This window comes from Oricola indica (assembly GCF_965227485.1).
GTDB lineage: Bacteria > Pseudomonadota > Alphaproteobacteria > Rhizobiales > Rhizobiaceae > Oricola > Oricola indica.
In genome coordinates this window covers 1-18915 of record NZ_OZ245747.1, presented here as the reverse complement: position 1 = coordinate 18915, position 18915 = coordinate 1, and the positions used below count along the sequence as shown (strand labels likewise).

Below are 18915 nucleotides of genomic sequence, written 5' to 3'. Positions count from 1 at the left end.
CGGCATGCCGTCCCTGTCTTTTTACGGGAGGAGACAGACAATGGGGCGCCTCTTCGCGCGCATCGAATTCGCGGCCGGAGCGGGGCTCCTTGCGGTGATCGTGGTGCTCGTCTTCATCGCATCGGTGATGCGGTTCTTCGGTCACCCGCTGATCTGGTCCGTCGACCTCGCCCAACTCCTGTTCATCTGGCTCTGTTTCGTCGGCGCGACCCGCGCCATGCGCGAACGCGCCCATCTTGGCGTCGATCTGCTCATCCGCTATGCCGGCCATCGCAACCGGTTGATTGTCGAGACCGTCCTGGCGGCGATCTTCATCGCCTTCATGGCCGTGCTGGCCTGGGAGGGCTACGAGCTGACCATGCTCAATCGCGAACGCCAGTTCGGAGATAGCGGCCTGTCCTACGCCTATGTCACGATCGCCGTCCCGGTGGGCTGCATTTTCCTGACGCTGGCGATCCTCGCCAATGCGCGCGAGGCGTGGCGCAACCGCGCCGGCGGCCAGATGCTGATCCTTTCCCGCCCGCAGGGGCAGGACGCCGCACCGGGAGAACTTTGACCATGCTGGCGATCGGTCTCGTCTTCATCGTCCTGCTGGTCGTCGGCGCGCCGGTGGCGTTTGCCATTGGTCTGTCCGGTTTCGTGTTCTTCGCCACCTCCGACATCATGCCGATGTCGATCGGCGTTCAGAAGATCGCGACGGTCTCCCAGAGTTTCCCGCTTCTGGCCGTGCCCTTCTTCGTGCTGGCCGGCCACCTGATGAACGAAAGCGGGATCACCGACCGGCTGTTCAAATTCTCCCATATCGCCGTCGCATGGATGGCCGGCGGTCTGGCGCAGGTCTCGATCATCCTGTCGACGCTGATGGGCGGCGTCTCTGGGTCCGCCGTCGCCGACGCCGCGATGGAAGCCCGCGTTCTCGGCCCGCAAATGATTTCGCAGGGCTATTCCAAAGGCTATTCTGCGGCCGTCATCGCGCTCTCCTCGCTGATCACGGCAACCATCCCGCCCTCCATCGGCCTGATCCTTTATGGCTATGTCGGGCAGGTCTCGATCGGACGGCTGTTTCTCGCCGGCATCGTACCGGGCATCCTGATGATGCTCTTCCTGATGACGACGGCATGGCTCGTCGCCCGCAAGCGCTCCTATCGTGTGGAGGGCAGCGCCAAGCCGACAGCCGCCGCGCTGGGGACCGCGACCTGGCAGGCGAAATGGGCCTTGCTGTTTCCCGTCCTGTTGATCGTCTCCATTCGCGGCGGCCTGTTCACACCCTCCGAGGTCGGCGCCTTTGCCGTGGTCTATGCCGTTCTCGTCGGCACGCTCGCGCACCGTGAACTGACACTCGAAAAGATGGGCCGCGCCTTCGGGCACGCCATATCCGATATCGGCCTGATCATGCTGATCATCCTGATGTCCGGGATGATCGGTTTTGCGATCATTTTCCTGCAGGTCCCGCAGAGCATTGCGGGCGCCATGCTGCAGGGCCTGACCAATCCGGTCGCAATCGTCGCGGTTATCCTGGTCAGCCTTTTCGTCGCGGGCCTTTTCGTCGAAAGCACGATCCTCGTTCTGCTCCTGACGCCCATCTTCGTCCCGATCGTCCAAAAGGTCGGGGTCGATCCCGTGCATTTCGGCATTCTGATGATGACCATCGTCACGCTCGGTTCGATGACGCCGCCGGTCGGCGTGGCGATGTACACGGTGTGCAGCCTGCTCGATTGCCGCATCGAAGATTATGTCCGCGAGTCGGTGCCGTTCCTGGCCGCGATCCTCGTGCTCGTGCTGACGCTTCTGTTCTTCCCGTCCATCGTGCTCTGGCTTCCCAACCTCGCTTTCGGTTAGGTCATGATGGTTCATTACTGGAGACGACATGCCACTGCTTGATCCCGACAGGCTGTTCCCGAACGATCCGGCGACCCGCGCGACCGCGCGACACCTTTACGAAGGCATTGCCGACCTGCCGATCGTCAGCCCGCACGGCCATACCGATCCGCGCTGGTTTGCGGAGAACGAACCCTTTCCCGATCCCGCCCAGCTTTTCGTCACGCCGGACCACTACGTGTTCCGCATGCTGTGTTCGCAGGGCATCGACCTCGCCGATCTCGGCGTCGCCCGGGCCGATGGCGGACCGGTGGAGACCGACGGTCGCACGATCTGGCGCCTCTTTGCCGGCCACTATCACCTGTTCAGGGGCACGCCGACGCGGCTGTGGCTCGATCACTCCTTCGAAACCCTGTTCGGCATGACCGAGCGCCTTTCGGCGGAGACCGCCGATGCCTATTACGACGCGATTTCGGAGCGCCTGACATCCGACGAATTCCGCCCGCGCGCGCTGTTCGAACGGTTCCGCATAGAGGCGCTGTCGACCACCGAAGGCGCGCTCGACGACCTCCAATGGCATCGCAAGATCGCCGAATCCGGCTGGTCCGGCCGCGTCATCACCACCTATCGGCCGGACACGGTGATCGACCCCGAAGCCGACGGTTTCGCCGCCAATATCGAAAAGTTCGGCGAACTGACCGGATGCGATACGACGACATGGGCCGGCTATCTGGAAGCCCACCGGGTCCGCCGCGCCTTCTTCAAGGAGCATGGCGCAACGGCAAGCGACCATGGCCACCCCACGGCACGCACCGAGGATTTGCCGCAGGCCGAGGCTGCAGCCCTCTTCGCCCGCGCGCTCGGGGGCGATCTCTCGGCGGACGAGGCGGATGCGTTCCGCGGTCACATGCTGACCGAGATGGCGCGCATGAGCCTGGACGATGGGCTGGTCATGCAGATCCATGCCGGCTCCTGGCGCAATCACTCGCCGGGCGTGCTGGCGAAGTTCGGCCGGGACAAGGGGTTCGACATTCCGGTGCGCACCGATTTTGTCGGCGCGCTCAAGCCGCTGCTCGACGCCGTTGGCCTGCGCCCTGACCTGACGATCATCCTCTTTACGCTTGACGAGACGGTCTTCGCGCGCGAACTGGCGCCGCTTGCCGGCGTGTACCCGGCGTTGAAACTCGGCCCTCCCTGGTGGTTCTACGACAGCGCCGAAGGCATGATGCGGTTCCGCCAGATCGTCACCGAGACCGCCGGCATCTACAACACGGTCGGCTTCAACGACGACACGCGCGCCTTCTGTTCCATCCCCGCCCGCCACGATGTCGCGCGGCGTATCGACTGTGCCTGGCTCGCCAATCTCGTCGGAGACGGCCGGCTCGACATGGACGAGGCGGAAATCATGGCACACGAGATGACCTCAACCCTCGCGAAGGAGGCGTATCGTCTGTGAGCGGGAAACCGGATGATCTGCCGCGCCTGAACCGACCGGGCGACGCGCCGCAGCCGGGAATCGGTATCGTCCATCTTGGCCTCGGCGCATTCTTCCGCGCCCATGGCGCGATCTATCTCGAAGAGGCGATGGCGAAGTCCGGCGGCGATTGGGGCGTTGTCGGCGTCAGCCTGCGCCATGCAGATCTGCGCGACCGCCTCATGCCGCAGGACTGCGCTTACACCGCGTGCGAACTGGGCCCCGAAGGCGAGACGCTTCACGTCGGCACCGCCGTGCAATCGGTCCTCGTCGCGCCGGAGGATCCCGAAGCGGTTCTCGACGCCATGGCGCGCCCGCAAACGCACATCGTGTCGCTCACAGTGACCGAGAAGGGGTACTGTCACGCGCCATCGACGGGCCGGCTCGATTTCGCCCATCCCGATATTGTCGCGGACCTCGCGGATCCGGCGAAACCGGTATCCGCCATCGGTTTTTTGTGCCGCGCGCTTGACCGCCGGCGAATGGCGGGGCTGCGCCCCTTCACGGTGCTGACCTGCGACAACCTTCCTGAAAACGGGGCGATGCTGCGCGGTCTCGTTCTGGAACTCGCCGGGCGCATGGATGCCGATCTGGCCGGCTGGATCGAGGCCGAATGCAGCTTTCCGTGCACGATGGTGGACCGCATCGTGCCCGCCACCACCGATGCCGACATCGCTCGCCTGGCCGAACAGACCGGGGTTTACGACGCCGCGCCCGTTTTCCATGAACCGTTTCGCCAATGGGTGATCGAGGAACGCTTCGTCGATGGAACGAGACCCGATCTCGGCGCGGTCGGCGTCGAACTGACGGACGATGTCCGGCCTTACGAGCACATGAAACTGCGGTGCCTCAACGGCACCCATTCGGCACTTGCCTATCTTGGCTACCTGGCAGGCGCGGAAACCGTCTCCGAGGCGGTGGCGCGACCGGCATTGACCAGATTCATTCGCCATCTCTGGGCAAACGAGATCATTCCCGTCCTGACGCCGCCGCCGGGCGTCGATCTGCATACCTATACAGACAAGCTGATGGAGCGCTATGCCAATCCCGGCATTCGCCATCGGAACTGGCAGATCGCCATGGACGGCTCGCTGAAACTGCCGCAGCGCCTGCTGGGCTCGATCGCGGAAAACCTTTCCGCGGGGCGAGTGCCGAAGGGCCTGCTCCTCGTCGTCGCCGCCTGGATGCGCTACACGTCGGGGACCGGCGAGGACGGCCAGCCGATCGATGTGCGCGACCCGATGGCCGACCGCCTGCGCGCTATCTGGGACCGTGGCGGAAGCCTGGAAGACACCGTCTCGGGCTATCTCGACATCGAAGAGGTCTTCCTGCCGTCGCTTGCGCGCGATCCTGCCATGCGGGGCGGTCTGGCCGAGGCGCTCGCCGACCTGATGGAGAATGGCGCCGAAACGGCCGCCGGCCGGTTCTCTGGAACGCCGTGACCGCTTCCGACAATCGCATCGTTCATAGGGCCACGCGTCCATCGACTGTGGATGGAGTGCTTGCCGATTTGGCAGAGGCCGGTCTGACGTAACGTCAGGTGCGGCTGATCACAGGGAAACGTACCAAACACCTTGATTCTGTCGTCAACTTTGCCAAAAGCACCTTTTCAAGCCGGTTCTGACAATGAAAATCGCCATCATTTCTCTTTATTCGGCGCTTTACCGCGGGGGAAATTATGGCACCCTTTTCCAGAATTACGCACTTCAGGCTTATCTGAAAAACATTGGTCACGAACCCTTTTGGGTGAGAACCAAAAGCCTGAGCGACATTCGATACATTAAGAGCATCTATAATCTCTACCTCTACGCGCTCGACTCGACCATCGCGCTTGCAAAGGGCGCCCACAAGACGCGCAAGCCCTCAGGAGACAGTGCTCGCCCCTACGAAACCTTCTTCGAGAGGCACGTCGATCACACGGCGCGAGTTTATACGCGCAACGATCTCCTGAACGATCCTCCGGCGGCAGACATCTATATTGCGGGAAGCGACCAGATCTGGACGAAAATGGTGCCGCACTTCTTTCTGGACTTCGTTCCAACGTCGTCGAGACGCATTGCCTATGCAGCCAGCGCGAGGTGGGACGGACTGACAGATGAATGGCTGTTGGCGGCACGCGAAAAACTCGCTCGCTTCGATCAGGTTTCGGTGCGAGAGGCCGCGGGTGTCGATGTTTGCCGGAGGGCGGGACGGGAGGACACCACCCTCGTACTCGATCCGGTCTTCCTCATGGAAAAGACCCATTACATCGATCTTGTGCGGAATGAAGGCGACGACACGCCGTATGATAGCCCTTTCCTGATGGCTTATTTCGTTAGCCTGGAGAACCCAAAGGAACTGCCGGTCGCATTTCTGGAGCGATTTTCGGCGCGACAAGGATGGGATCTTCAAGCGGATTTCATCTCGAATGCCGCGCAGCACATGCCGCGAAACCGGCTGATGAATCCCACGCCCACACAATGGCTGAACGCGATCGACAAATCGAAATTCGTTCTCACGAACTCCTTTCATGGCATGGCATTCGCCATTCTGATGGAAAGGCCATTCGCGGTACTGCTCAAGGACGGGAAAAGAGTTGGTAAAAACGAACGCATCACCAACATGCTCCGCTTCCTTGGGCTCGAGGACAGGGCGATCGGGATGGACCTTTTATATTCCGGCGATTTCGATGCCTTGGCGGACCGCCTAATGGCCGGAATCGACTGGGACGAAGTCAGACCGAAGCTGCAGAAATGGCGCGATATCTCGCGAGATTTCCTTATCAGCGCGACAGAAGCACGCTGATCACCGAAAGGGAGCCGGGCCGAAGCTCGCCTTGGCTTAATAGTGAGGTCCGTCAGCATGTCGTGACGAAAACTCTGCCGGACATCGGTACCGTTGCGGCTTTGGAATTCGGGCGATATCGATCCCGGATGGCGACGAATGCGCTCTCGTCGCCGTACTGCTACGCCACCCGGCTTCTCCATCGCGGTTTCGGATTTCGGCGCAGATTCGGGCAAGTGACAGAAATGCGGTTTGGCTGTTCGCCATACGCCGCATGCGAAAGCCAGTCGGTGACCAGTCGCCCGGTGGCGGCGGCTTGCGGGTCTCGCCTGGATCAAACAGAAGGTAATTGGAGCCTTGCCCTATTATCCCGAACTCAATCTCATTTTTATCCATATTCCCAAACCGGCGGGTGGAGCGATCGAGGAACTGCTGCGGCCTTACAGGGCGCCCGGTAACAAGACACCGCTACGCCGGTTTCTGCGCTATCTTCCGGTGCGACAGGATCCGATGCGTGCCTATATTCCCGGTCACTCGACGACGGCCTGGCACAGGCGGACGCTCGGAGCCGATACTTATGGCAATGCGACGAGCTTCGCCGTTGTCCGAAATTCATACGAGCGGCTTGTCTCGGAGTATGAAAATGTTCGTCAGAACCCGAAGCATCATCGCCACGAAAAAGCACGACGTTTGGATTTCAATAGCTATTTGCGCAGCAACACCAGGCGACTGTCCCAGATGAGCTTCATCGAGGCACCGGACGGAAGCGGCGTCATGGTCGATCGGATCATCCGCTTCGAAGCGTTGCATGACGATCTGAACGGTCTCCTGTCGGAGGTTCGTGCAAATGTCGCGCTGCCCACGGGCGGGCGGCTTAACAGTTCGGAGAAGAAGCCCCTGGATCATTATCTGACGGAGGAAAACGTCCAGATAATAAACCGGGCCTGCGCCTCGGACTTCCACAGCCTCGGATACTCGATGCTCTAGCAGATCTGACAGGCTCCGGAGAGCTTGATCGGGGTGCGGAGTGTCAGATCCAGGTTTGCACAGTCGCCGGTGGGATCGCGCCGCTATTGCGGGCCTTCAGGTCGCTCCCGGTGCCAACTCATCCGCAATCTCCTGCGCCCGTTCCTCGAGAAGCCATGCGCGGAAGGCTTTTATCTTCTTGAACTTCTGAAGGCGCTCGGCGCTGTAGACCATGTTGAATCCGCTTGTCGACTTGCGGACATGTTCGAAAGGTTTGATCAGGCGGCCGGTCGCAAGATCATTGGCGACGAAGGTTCGAATGGCGATGGCGACACCCGCGCCGGAAATCGCCGCATTGTAGGCCAAGGTAAGGCTTTCGAAGGTCGGGCCCCTGTCCGACGCCACGTTTTCCACTCCCGCGGATTCCAGCCACCTGCTCCAGTCATGCGGCCGAAGCGCGGCGTGGATCAGGACATGATTCTTCAGGTCTTCTGGCGTGTCCAATGCCCCATGTTCGGCGATCTTGGGCGCACAGACCGGAAACGACTCCACGTCGAGCAGCCGCTCGCTCACATAGCCCTGTTCCTCTTCTGGGTCGCTGTTCCGGTCGATGCGGATCACGACGTCGAATGCGTCCATGGTGACGGACTCCGGCATCAGCGTCGTTTTCAGGTCGATCTGGATGTCGGGATGGGTGGAATGAAAACTCGCCCAGCGCGGAAGCAGCCAGTGAACCGCGACGGTCGGATGGCAGCATACGCTGAGAACATTGGCCTGGTTGCCGAGGACGAGGCGGTCCGTCGCCAGGCTGATCGTATCCAGTGCCTGTGTGATGCTGGCGGCATAAGTCTCGCCGTCTTCCGTCAGCTTCACCGTGCGGTGGGAACGCGTGAACAATTCGACATCGAGGTGTTCCTCAAGGCTTTTTACCAGGCGGCTCACCGCACCGGGCGTCACGTTGAGCTCGCTTGCGGCTTTCAGGAAACTGCCGTGACGGGCAGCGGCTTCGAAAGTCCGTATGGCGTTGAGTGGCGGTAGGCGGCGGCCGCGCATGATGATCCGTCTCCGTTGCCTGTAAGAGCATGCGCGACCCGGTTCCGTACCTGCCCGCTTCGCGGTTTATACTGATAAAAACTCAATCAAGCATCGATAAAAGTCGTTTGACGTCAAGCGCAACGAAACCGGAAAATCGCTGATTGTTGCTTTGGCCGGCAGTCACCTGCCGCATGGTCGGCACCGGAAATCAAAAGGTCGCCCAAGGAGGCCCGGCGGGTTTGGTCCGGCGGTTGCGGTTGCCTGAATGGAGGAAGTAAGAGCATGCGCGAGAAAACGACAATTGAGCCCAACAGCCCGGAAGACGCTGGCGACAATTTGGAGAAGAGCACATACGGGCCTTTCGAGTGGGATGATCCGTTTCTCTTGTCACGCCAGCTTTCCGAGGAAGAGCGGCTGATCCAGGACGCTGCCCGCCGGTTCGCCCGTGAACGCCTGCTGCCGATGGTGGTCGAGGCCAACCGGCACGAGACGTTCGATCGCAGTGTCTTTCGCGAGCTTGGCGAGCTGGGCTTCCTCGGTCCGACCTTGCAGGGTTACGGCTGCGCCGGCGTGAACCATGTCTGCTACGGCTTGATCGGCCGCGAGACCGAATGGGCCGACAGCGCATTTCGCTCGGCGGTGTCGGTTCAGTCCAGTCTCGTGATGTTTCCGATCTACGAATATGGCTCGGAAGCGCAGCGCGAGGCGTTTCTTCCCAAGCTCGCCAGTGGCGAGTGGGTCGGCTGTTTCGGATTGACAGAACCCGACCACGGTTCCGATCCCGGTTCGATGCGCACCCGCGCGGTTCGCGATGGCGATGACTACGTCTTGAGTGGAGCGAAGAACTGGATCACCAACGCGCCGATCGCCGATGTGTTCATCATCTGGGCCAAGGACGAGGACGATGTCATTCGCGGCTTCATTCTCGACCGCGGCATGAAGGGCCTCGTGACGTCGAAGATCTCCGGCAAGTTCTCCCTGCGCGCTTCCCTGACAGGGATGATCGCGCTCGATAATGTGAGGGTGCCCTCTGACCGCATGCTCGCCGGTGTGCGCGGCCTTCGCGGTCCCTTCGGCTGCCTGAACAAGGCTCGCTACGGCATCTCATGGGGTGCGATGGGCGCTGCGGAGGCTTGCCTACATTACGCGCGTGATTATGTGGTTGGCCGGAAGCAATTCGGCAGGCCCCTTGCCGCCAACCAGCTTGTGCAGAAGAAACTCGCCGACATGCAGACCGAAATCTCGCTGGGGCTGCAGGCGACGTTGCGGGTCGGGCGCATGATGGATTCCGGAGAAGCCGCGCCGGAGGCCATTTCGATCGTCAAGCGCAACAATTGCGGCAAGGCGCTGGATATCGCCCGGGTGGCGCGGGACATGCTCGGCGCGAATGGAATTTCGGACGAGTATCATGTCATACGGCACATGATGAATCTGGAATCCGTAAACACCTATGAAGGGACCCACGACATGCATGCACTCATCCTCGGCAGGGCGATAACCGGCATGCAGGCGTTTGCCAACTGAGCACCAGCGGGAAGAGAAACATGACCAAGGCGCAAAACAATCACGGTTTGCTGTTCACCTGTGCCGATCCGGATGCCGCCGGCGGCTTTGACAGGACGGTGCTGGCGTATCTCGCGTTTGACAACAAGACCGGTGGCCATCTGAAGGGCCTCCTGAAGTCCGATCCCGAAATGCCCATGGCGCACTGCCTGCGCGGCTATTTCATGATGTTGATGGGCGCGCGCGCGCTTGTTCAACGGGCGCTGCAGGAAGCGCGGACGGGCCTTGAGCGGAAGGCCGATCTCGAAGAACGCGAGGTCATGCATCTGAATGCACTGCTCGCCTGGGCGAACGGCTCACTGGACCGCGCGACATCGATCTGGGACGAGATCGCGCGTGCGTATCCGCGCGACATGCTCGCGCTCAAGATGGCGCATTTCGGGTATTTCTACACCGGTCGATCGACGATGATCCGCGACGGCGTGGCCAGAGCGCTGGACTTCTGGAGCCCGGCCGACCCGGAATATTCGTTCCTCGGCAGCATGTACGCCTTCGGTCTGGAGGAAAGCGGTGAGTACGACAAGGCAGAGCGTGTCGTGCGCGATGCGCTCGACCGGAATCCGAACGACCCGTGGGGCATTCACGCCATGGCGCATGTCTTCGAGGCCACCGACCGGTTCGGCGAGGGCGTATGCGCCATCACCGAGATGGAGGGTAACTGGAAGCCCGCGAACAATTTCCGCTACCATGTCGCCTGGCATCGGGCGCTGTTCCACTATGAAAACAATGACGCGGAAGCGGCATTGGCCGCTTTCGATGCCGATGTTTTCAACGAGGAGGCGACCGAAGATCTGGATGTCTGCAACGATGCGTCGCTGCTCTTGAGGATAGAACTCGGAGGCGTCGATGTCGGTGATCGCTGGCAGAAGATTGCCGCCAAGGCCGCAAAGCGCGAGGAGGAGCTGATGCTGCCCTTCGTCGATGTCCATTTCGTGCTTGCCCTGGCCAGCAGCGAGGAACCGGACCATCGCGCCCGCGCGCGATCGCTGGCGGATGCCATGAACAAATACGGGGCGTCGAGCACGGACGACAACGCGGCCACCTACCGCGACGTTGGCGGGGCGCTGGCGCAGGCCATCGTCAGCTACCGGGAAAACAAATATGCCGATACGTGGAGCGTTATGAGCGCGATTCTGGACAGGATCCAGGCGATTGGCGGCAGCCACGCGCAACGGGATCTGTTCCGGGAGATCGCCGGCGATGCCTTGTGGAATGCGGAGCCCGGCGGCGCGGATGCGATCGCCTTCTATGGAACCCGGTCGCGGATGCGCAAAGGCGATCAGCGCAACTGGGACCGGTATTTGTCGGCATTGGAGCGCGGCGGCCACGACGGCGCGCTGCGCTCCGCGCGCACCCGGTTTCAGGCCGCCGCCGGCGGATCCCACTGACGGCGAACGCACGCTGTTTCTGATAGTATTGGCTTACGGTCCTGTGCTGCCCGGCGACAGTCGTGGTGTCGGTATCGTCGAGCCTTCATCGCTGTGAAATGAGCTTCGCATGAGTGGCTGCAAGGGGGCTCCGAATTGAGGTGGGCGCCTAGTTCACGTGAGCAAAACTCAATCGAGAGCGCCGAAAAATCAGTTGCAAGCAGGGCGTGGGGCGCGATACTTTCGGACAGTCAATACAAGAGCCGATAAACGCATGATGCTTTTGATCGAGAGTCATGAAGTTATGTATTGTAAAATAAAATATTTGCGAGACCAAATTCCGAAGCGGAAACACTAAGAATACATGGATATTTAAATATATCGGTCGATCTCGGGTCGGCATTCAACACTTTCAAACAAGAACCGAAAACACAACGCAACGGGTCACTTGGCGTGTGGTGCGTGAGGAAAACCATGTCGACGGAATTCGTGATGGCGCTGCTGTCATCCGATCGAAAGACGACGCATTGCCTGAGGCTTGAGGAGGAGTTCGATCATGAACATGCTTGAACGCATGCATAATCCGGGCGCGAGCGGAACGGGAGGCTACAAGCTTCTCGAGCCGCGCCAGAAATACAATCTTGCATTCTGCACCGAAGACGAGATCGCGATTGCCGAGCATTTCCGCGAATTCGTCGACGCAGAGCTGATGCCCCACCGTCACGATATCGAGGGTGGCTGGCATCGCGACCCGAAGCTTGCCAAGGCGACGATCCACCGGCTTTACGCCAAGCTGCACGATTTCGGCGTGACCAAGGCGATCCTGCCGGAAAAGCATGGCGGGCCGGGTCTCTCCCCGGTTGTGCGCCAGATGATCAACGAGGAACTCTCCCGCGCCGACATCGGGCTCGCGACCAAGGTGGGCAAGCTGCACTGGGCGATTTCGGTCATGGTTGCGGCGGGCCGCGATGACCTGCTTGAGGAATTTGCACCGAAGATCACCGGTCCCGATGCATGGACCGCTTGTTTCGCCATCACGGAGCCGGCAGGCGGCGCGAATGTCGAAGACCCGGCGCTGGCCTACAAGACGATGAACACCAACGCTCGCGAGGACGGCGACCATTACGTGATTAACGGCCACAAATTGTGGCCGGGTCCGGCGGGTCCGGCCGAGAATTTCCAGTCCGAGCACCTCAAGGGCCACATGGGATACTGGGTCTGCGCCATCACCAAATCCGGCGGCGGCGAGGAAAATGTGGGCATTTTCCACGTACCCGCCGATGCCGAGGGGCTGGAGTTCTCGCAGCCCTACGAGAAGATGGGCTTCTGCTTTTCTGAGGCGAATACAGACATCTGGTTCCGCGATGTCCGTATCCCCAAACGCTACCGGATCGACACCGAGCCGGGACAGGGCTCCAAGCTCATCAAGGGTTATGTGATCGGGCTTGGCCGCCTCGCGGGCGCGGCGCGGTTGACGGGCCTGTCCGAAGCCGTACTCGAGACCTGCATGGACTGGACGCAGAACCGCATCATCGCTGGCAAGCCGATGCGCGAACGCTCGCTTTTTGCCGCCACGCTGGCGGAGATGTGGCGCTCGATTGAGATGAGCCGCCAGTACTACCTCTCTGTCACCGTGCAGGTCACCCGTCCCGACATGTACGGCATGCCCTGGGAAGCGCAGATGAAGGCCAAGTTCTCGGCCGCGCGCTCCTTTGCCGGGGACACGGCGATGATGGTGACCAACCGGGCCATGCAGCTGATGGGTTCCGCGGGCTATGCGTATGAGAGCCACATCGAGAAATACATGCGCGACTACAAGATCGTGCAGATGTGGCTTGGCGGCGCTGAGCGCGACCGCATGGACATGGCGCAGGGTCTCTTTGGACCCTTCACATGGGCGGGTGACAACTAGACCGGTTCCGAGGCGCGGCCTCGGTAATATTTCCATTCATTTCCAATGGCTTGACCAGGAGGAGGCATTTAATGGCTAGCAAGGAAAGCGTCGTACTCGGCGAACAATACAAGAAATGGGTTTCGGCGATGGCCGACAACCCGGATATGACGCTCGAGGAAACGCGGGCGATGTTCGAACACTGGGGCGATGTGACGGGAGAGCCCGGCGGCATCGACTATATCGAGGTCGTCGCGAATGGCGTGCCCTGCATGTGGGCGAAGCCGAAGGGCGGGGACGAGAGCCGCGCGCTGCTTTGCACGCATGGCGGCGGTTATATGGTCGGCTCCATGTACTCGCATCGGAAAATGTTCGGCCACATCGCGAAGGCGGTCGGGTGCCCGGCTCTGATCGTGGATTACACCCGCTCGCCCGAAAGCCTGCATCCGCGTCAGGTGAACGACTGCACGGACGCCTATGCCTGGCTGCTGGATCAGGGGTTGAAGCCCGAGCACATCGCCTTCACGGGCGACAGTGCTGGTGGCGCGCTGGCCATCACCACATTGCTTTGTGCACGCGATCGGGGACTGCCGCTGCCCGTCGCCTCAATGCCCATTTCGCCCTGGACCGACATGGAAATCACGGGTGGAACCGTGACGACCAATGAAGAAAAGGATCACTTCGTGAAGCGTGCCGTGATCGAGCACATGTCGGCCACTTTCCTCGGCGAGAACGGCAACCGCAAGGATCCGCTGGCGACGCCGCTTTACGCGGATCTCTCGGGTCTGCCGCCCTTCTATGTCCAGGTGGGCGGAGACGAAACGCTGCTCGATGACAGCCGCAATTTCGTGGCCAAGGTCGAAGCTGCGGGCGGCGAGATCAAGTTTGACGTCTACCCGGAAATGCAGCACGTCTTCCATTTCCTCGCCGGAACAGCACCTGAAGCAGACAAGGCGATCGCCGATCAGGCGGCTTGGATCAAGCCGAAACTCGGCCTTTAAGCTGAACCGGAAATGCGCGGGAATATCGTCGCCTCGGAGGTGACGTTCCCCAAGTGACTTGGACGGCCAGGCGCTCACCGCTTCTGGCCGTCCTTTGGCTTTCATGGGCCACAGCGACGTGATCGGAGTGCGGAGTGTCGGATACCGCCATACTGCTTGCGTCCCGTTGCCCGGCAGGCAATTGCACAGCAAATGCCGAGAGGGGGCGGTAATAGGTCTGTTCCATAATGCGCACTTCCCGGATCGCATCAATCCGGGCCATTCCTTGCCCCACGAGTACGTCAACCTGCCGTAGCTTCGTGACAATCTCTTCCGGCTTGTGTCGCTTGTTCGCCATCGTTGGTCCTCCGTTTTCTAAACATAAGGGTGGATCAATTCAGTTGGGTAGGCTCAGAAGGACATGGGCCTCGAAGGCGTCATTCGTGGCAAAAGGACCAGGACCACGCTTCCCGACAAGGCCCAGCCATGTCCGTTGGACAAAGTGAATTGCCAGTTCCGCGTGCCGGCGCCGGACATGCTTTGCCCTAACGGCGGTGCAAGCGTCGCCTATCGGGTAACAGGTGAGTGATTTCACCTATGTCGCGACTTGGCAGGGCTTCGTCTACGTCGCCTTTGTCATCGACGCCTTCGCGCCGCATTGTCGGATGGCGAGTGAGCCGCACGGCCTACGCCGGGTTCGTCCTGGATGCCCTGGAACAGGCCGTTCATCAACGACGGCCGGGAGCGGGATTGGTGCATCACTGGGATCGCGGATCGCAATACCTATCGATCAAATACACCGAGCGACCGGTCGAGGCCGGCATCGAACCGTCGGTCGGCAGCGTCGGCGACGGTTATGACAACGCGCTCGCCGAGACGATCAACGGTCTATTCAAGGCAGAGGTCATTCATCGCCGTGGGTCATGGCGCAGCTTCGACGTCATGGGATATGCCGCACTCGCATGGGTCGACTGGTTCAACAACCGCCGTCTGCTGGAACCCATCGGAAACGTGCCGCCAGCAGAGACCGAAGCAAACTTGTATGCGGCTATGGAAACGTCAGGAATAGCCGCGTAGCTTATATCGACCAGCTTCCGGCAAACCCGGGGCGGTTCATAAAGGATTTGACCAAAATGAAACTGGCCGCCCGGCGACGGGGAAGGCGAAATTTCGTCTCGCTTTCGCATTCAAATTGATTGAATCTGTCTATACGGCTTAGTCTAATTTCCGCAGATCGCATCGATCTGGTTCTTCACCGTGTTGATCTCAGAGATCTTCTCTGCCTTCGATTTTGCATGCATTTTCTCGATCGCCTTTGCGAAGATCTCTACCTCCTGTTGGGCGACCTCCTTGATCGGCTGAGTCTGCCAATAGTCGATCGCTACATTCACGCTCGTCTCGCCAAGACCAGTAAGAAAGGCGCCAACGGGGCCGAAGTATTTCCCGAGGATGCTGAGCGTAATACTGGTGGCTTGGTCAGCGAGTATGTCGTCGGGGGGATTCCCCGTCGCGATGGAAGCAGCGACATCGGCCTTGAGGTTGTTGCTCGCGTTGATCGTTTCCTCGAAAACTTTCAGTTGCGCTTTCGAATAGCCATCGGTGATGGATTTGGGTAGCTTGGAGACGTCCATCCCGCCCACAGTTTCGAAGAAGAGCCATTTGCCAACCGTAAAAGCAATGCGCTTTTTCTGGTCCGCATCGGCAGCTGCGTAGGCCGATTCGGCGTCCTTACGATGTTGCTCGAACATTCTGATCGTCGCTTGAATTCGGTTTTCCACCTCATTGTCGTAGTCCGCGAAAGCGGCGTCAAACATGTCGAAGAGCGGGCCATCGCGGTACTCAAAGGCTTCCGTGCAGTTGGAGAAGATCCCGTGCCCTGTGATTACAACTTGGGCGTGGGCGGGAACTGCGGTCGTGACTAGCAGCAGGGCGGATACGCAGAAAAGTAATGTGGTCATCATACTTGCTCTGTAACGTTTAGTTATATGTTTCGAGCATCCCTTCCTTTTTGCTGGTGCCTGCATCTTTCTTCCGCTGATACGTAAAAACTCCTGTATTATCAAGAAATGTTTCTTCGGTTTCATCTTCCGTGCTCCCTTAATTACTGTTTCTCATTTCACTCCGCGATTTTCCCCGAATGAGTACGGGGCCGGTATACGGTGTTGTGTTTACACGACAGCATTCAGCGTTTCTGTCACTACTTCTAGTGACTTCGTGCCGGCCCGCATGCCGATCCCCGATGTATCCATTGCTTGCTGGGCAAGCGTTTGTATGCGTTTGAATCTCGAGACCGTAGCGCTAAGGTCAGCTATCAAATCTACTGAGCGGTTATACAGACCGGTCAAGCGGGACGTGGTTTCTTCGATCGTACGCCGCAGCGCATCAAGCATCGCTTGCTGCACTTGTTCCGCGTGGTCAGCAAGCGCCTTATCGTTTGTCTCAATGGCTTCCTTTTTGCTCGCAAGCACTTCCTTCAAACGTTCGCCCGTTTCATCCATGATCTGGCTGACAACTTCGGCAAGAGCGCGATAGCTCTTCTCAAGAGTGCTTGCGGCTTCGCTCAGGTTTTCTTCGATCTCTCCGATTGTTTCGCGCAACTGTTCCGTCATGCGCGTCTCGAATCTGTCTCGACGCGTAGCGAGTTCGGCACCGAATTCTTCGACATTAGCCTTGATCTGATCCGAATCGACTTCGAAGTCAGGCACAAGCCGTTCGGTCGATCCGGCAATTGAGTCGAGTTTTGAGCGGAAGTCATCGGCCCAATCGGCAATACGACCGGCTATTGCCGAAGTGATATCGTCCGCTGCATTGATATCGGCTGAAAGGTTCCGTAGCCTTTCGATCGCCGCAGTCAGCTGACCGCCTACCTCATTCGAGAACTCAATGAGGTTCTGCGCCGAAGCCTTGAGCTCGTCGCGAGACTCGACGAATTCCTTGTTTACGTCATCTACGGCCGCGCGCTGGGCACGAATTGCTTCCAGCGTTTCTTCCAACTGGGATTTTGCATCGTTGAACGACATATTAGATACTTATCCCCACCGTACCCGCTAGGCTTCGCAAATGTTCCAGCGCAGAGAAAACCGGTTCGGTGACCGCTTCGAGTGCCTCCATCGCCGTTTCCGTCTGCTCGCGCTGGGCCTTGTTTTCCTCACCACCTTCAATGAGTTCAGCGAGATGTAAGCGCACGACCTCTATGACTTCTTCGGCCAGCGATTTGATTCTATTATGTAAAACTTGCACGAATTCTTCGTCGATGACTTCGGTTGCGTTGATGAGAACAGCTTCTGTCATCCTTTCACGGAGTTCGAGCAACTGCTCATCAAGCGCATCGGCCAGAGTTTCAAGAGGTTCTGCGGCCTCGCTTTGGAGAAAGGCCACCATATCGGACAACCGTTCCGCGACTTCTTCCTTCACCGCGCTCAGGAGTTCGTCGGCTTCTTCAATGACTCCGGTGGCGGTTGTCGAAACATCATCAATGACCGTCTCGGCTTCAGAGGTTGCGGCTTCTATTACTTCACTGGCCTCGGAAAATGCCTCTGTGCGTTCAGTTGACAACTGATCGATGGTGGCCCGCATGTCATCCGCATGCTCGTTTAGGTCGTCTAATCGGGTAACTAGCGCCTGCAAGCCATCATTAGCATCGACTGTCCGTCGTCAGAGGTTTTGAGCAGTTCGGCGGCCTGATCTAGTGGAGGCTCTGGCCCATCAGGATTTCATTCTAAGCGGCGGCCTTGCGATGCAGCAAGCGCCGTTGATTGATAGTTTCGCGTTTGATCCTTTCTCTTGTCTGCAGGATGGTCTGGCTGCGTCCGAAGTAGACGTCGGCCGGTGTGAGATTGCCGAGGCTCTCGTGGTAGCGCCGGTTATTGTAATGATCGACAAAGGCGTCGATCTGCGTTTCGAGAGCACCCGGCAGGAAGTGGTTTTCGAGCAGGATGCGGTTTTTCAACGTCTGGTGCCATCGCTCGATCTTGCCCTGGGTCTGGGGATGGCAAGGCGAACCGCGGGTGTGCTCCATCCCAATGCCGGAGAGCCAATCGGCCAGTTCGCCGGCGACGTAACATGGACCATTGTCTGACAAGAGCCGTGGACGTTGCATCACCTTGGCGTTGTCGCAACCCGATGCCTGCAGGGCGAGTTCCAGCGTGTCGGTGACATCCCCGGCCTTCATCGTGGTGCATAGCTTCCAGGCGATGATGTAGCGCGAGTAATCGTCGAGGATGGTCGACAGATAGAACCAGCCCCAGCCGATGACCTTCAGATAGGTGAAGTCGGTCTGCCACAGCTGGTTCGGCGCGGTCGTCTTGTCATGGAACTCATCGGCAGCCTTGATGACGATGAAGGCTGGACTGGTGATCAGATCCTGCGCCTTGAGCAGGCGGTAGACCGAGGATTCCGAGACGAAGTAGCCTCGCGTGTCGGTGAACGTCACCGCCAGTTCGCGCGGTGACAGCTCCGGCTCATCAAGCGCAAGGTCGATGATATTTTCTCGGATGTCGTCGGGAATGCGGTTCCAGACCCGCCCGGGCTGAGGCTTGCGATCTTCCAGCGCATCGACGCCGCCGGTGAGAAAGCGGTCATACCAGCGATTGAAGGTCGAGCGGGGAATGCCGAGCTTGTCCAGCGTGCGCTTGGTCGGCAGATGCGACTGCTCGACGAGCCGGATGATCTCCAGCTTCTCGGAGGCGGGATATCTCATTCGTCGTCGCCCCCATCCGCGATCATGCTTTTTTTAAGCAGCCGCAGTTCCAGCGCCTGCTCGGCGACGACCTCTTTCAGATCATGGGCCTCGCGACGCAGATGCTTGACCTCGTCACTGGTGGCTGCCCGCGCGGTGTCGCCGGCCAACCGCTTCTTGCCGGCTTCGAGGAACTCTTTCGACCAATTGTAATAGAGGCTCTCGGCAATGCCTTCACGCCGGCACAGCGCGGCAATCGACTCCTCACCGCGCAAGCCTTCCAGCACGATGCGGATCTTCTCTTCCGCCGAATAATGTTTGCGGGTTGTACGGCGGATGTCCTTGATGACCTTTTCCGCCGGCTCCTTCTGTGTCCCGGA

At 59.7% G+C, this 18915-nt stretch carries 15 protein-coding genes and 2 pseudogenes; 11 read left to right on the top strand and 6 right to left on the bottom strand.

Going from position 1 to position 18915, the window contains the following annotated elements; genetic code table 11:
* Positions 1-40: 40 nt before the first annotated feature.
* The 6 genes from ACQK2M_RS00085 (at position 41) to ACQK2M_RS00060 (ending at position 7042) form a co-directional block, all read left to right on the top strand.
* Complete coding sequence (locus tag ACQK2M_RS00085; RefSeq protein ID WP_425416096.1) at positions 41-556, top strand: TRAP transporter small permease; 516 nt, start codon at positions 41-43, stop codon at positions 554-556.
* A gap of 2 nt (positions 557-558) precedes the next feature.
* A complete protein-coding gene (locus ACQK2M_RS00080; RefSeq protein ID WP_425416095.1) occupies positions 559-1839 on the top strand; it encodes a TRAP transporter large permease in 1281 nt (426 codons plus the stop codon).
* Positions 1840-1867: 28 nt separating this feature from the next.
* Positions 1868-3274 (top strand): glucuronate isomerase, encoded by a 1407-nt coding sequence (gene uxaC, locus ACQK2M_RS00075; protein WP_425416094.1) that lies wholly within the window; start codon positions 1868-1870, stop codon positions 3272-3274.
* A complete protein-coding gene (locus ACQK2M_RS00070) occupies positions 3271-4734 on the top strand; it encodes a mannitol dehydrogenase family protein (RefSeq protein WP_425416093.1) in 1464 nt (487 codons plus the stop codon). Before uxaC ends, ACQK2M_RS00070 begins: the two co-directional genes overlap by 4 nt.
* A 184-nt stretch (positions 4735-4918) precedes the next feature.
* On the top strand, positions 4919-6076 hold the full coding sequence (locus tag ACQK2M_RS00065) for a polysaccharide pyruvyl transferase family protein (protein WP_425416092.1): 1158 nt from the start codon (positions 4919-4921) through the stop codon (positions 6074-6076).
* Between the two features lie 336 nt (positions 6077-6412).
* A complete protein-coding gene (locus ACQK2M_RS00060; protein ID WP_425416091.1) occupies positions 6413-7042 on the top strand; it encodes a hypothetical protein in 630 nt (209 codons plus the stop codon).
* Between the two features lie 96 nt (positions 7043-7138).
* On the opposite strand, the gene gcvA is transcribed toward ACQK2M_RS00060, so the two are convergent.
* On the bottom strand, positions 7139-8074 hold the full coding sequence (gene gcvA / locus ACQK2M_RS00055) for a transcriptional regulator GcvA (protein ID WP_425416090.1): 936 nt from the start codon (positions 8072-8074) through the stop codon (positions 7139-7141).
* A gap of 264 nt (positions 8075-8338) precedes the next feature.
* Between gcvA and ACQK2M_RS00050 the strand changes: the two genes are divergently transcribed.
* From ACQK2M_RS00050 to ACQK2M_RS00035, 4 genes are all read left to right on the top strand, one after another.
* The gene (locus ACQK2M_RS00050) at positions 8339-9580 is read left to right on the top strand and encodes an acyl-CoA dehydrogenase (RefSeq protein ID WP_425416089.1); all 1242 of its coding nucleotides are present in this window, start codon (positions 8339-8341) and stop codon (positions 9578-9580) included.
* 20 nt (positions 9581-9600) lie between these two features.
* Complete coding sequence (locus tag ACQK2M_RS00045) at positions 9601-11007, top strand: tetratricopeptide repeat protein (RefSeq protein ID WP_425416088.1); 1407 nt, start codon at positions 9601-9603, stop codon at positions 11005-11007.
* Positions 11008-11542: 535 nt separating this feature from the next.
* Positions 11543-12898: an acyl-CoA dehydrogenase family protein gene (locus ACQK2M_RS00040; protein ID WP_425416087.1), complete on the top strand. Its 1356-nt coding sequence runs from the start codon at positions 11543-11545 to the stop codon at positions 12896-12898.
* A gap of 71 nt (positions 12899-12969) precedes the next feature.
* Complete coding sequence (locus tag ACQK2M_RS00035; RefSeq protein WP_425416086.1) at positions 12970-13878, top strand: alpha/beta hydrolase; 909 nt, start codon at positions 12970-12972, stop codon at positions 13876-13878.
* Positions 13879-14086: 208 nt separating this feature from the next.
* Here the strand turns inward: ACQK2M_RS00035 and ACQK2M_RS00030 are convergent.
* Positions 14087-14215 (bottom strand): annotated as a pseudogene (locus ACQK2M_RS00030) (IS3 family transposase); the annotation flags it as partial.
* Positions 14216-14272: 57 nt separating this feature from the next.
* Between ACQK2M_RS00030 and ACQK2M_RS00025 the strand changes: the two are divergent.
* A pseudogene (locus tag ACQK2M_RS00025) lies at positions 14273-14934 on the top strand (IS3 family transposase); the annotation flags it as partial.
* A gap of 143 nt (positions 14935-15077) precedes the next feature.
* On the opposite strand, the gene ACQK2M_RS00020 reads toward ACQK2M_RS00025, so the two are convergent.
* From ACQK2M_RS00020 to ACQK2M_RS00005, 4 genes are all read right to left on the bottom strand, one after another.
* Positions 15078-15941, bottom strand: coding sequence for a hypothetical protein (locus ACQK2M_RS00020; protein ID WP_425416085.1), 864 nt, complete (start codon positions 15939-15941; stop codon positions 15078-15080).
* 84 nt (positions 15942-16025) lie between these two features.
* Positions 16026-16877, bottom strand: a complete 852-nt coding sequence (locus ACQK2M_RS00015; protein WP_223479202.1) for a hypothetical protein — start codon at positions 16875-16877, stop codon at positions 16026-16028.
* A gap of 1 nt (position 16878) precedes the next feature.
* Positions 16879-17433, bottom strand: coding sequence for a hypothetical protein (locus ACQK2M_RS00010; RefSeq protein ID WP_425416084.1), 555 nt, complete (start codon positions 17431-17433; stop codon positions 16879-16881).
* 142 nt (positions 17434-17575) lie between these two features.
* A protein-coding gene (locus tag ACQK2M_RS00005; RefSeq protein ID WP_425416083.1) for an IS3 family transposase occupies positions 17576-18915 on the bottom strand; the annotation gives its coding sequence in 2 pieces (ribosomal slippage) (positions 17576-18591 and positions 18591-18915; 1341 coding nt annotated over the 2 pieces). This gene is flagged as partial in the annotation.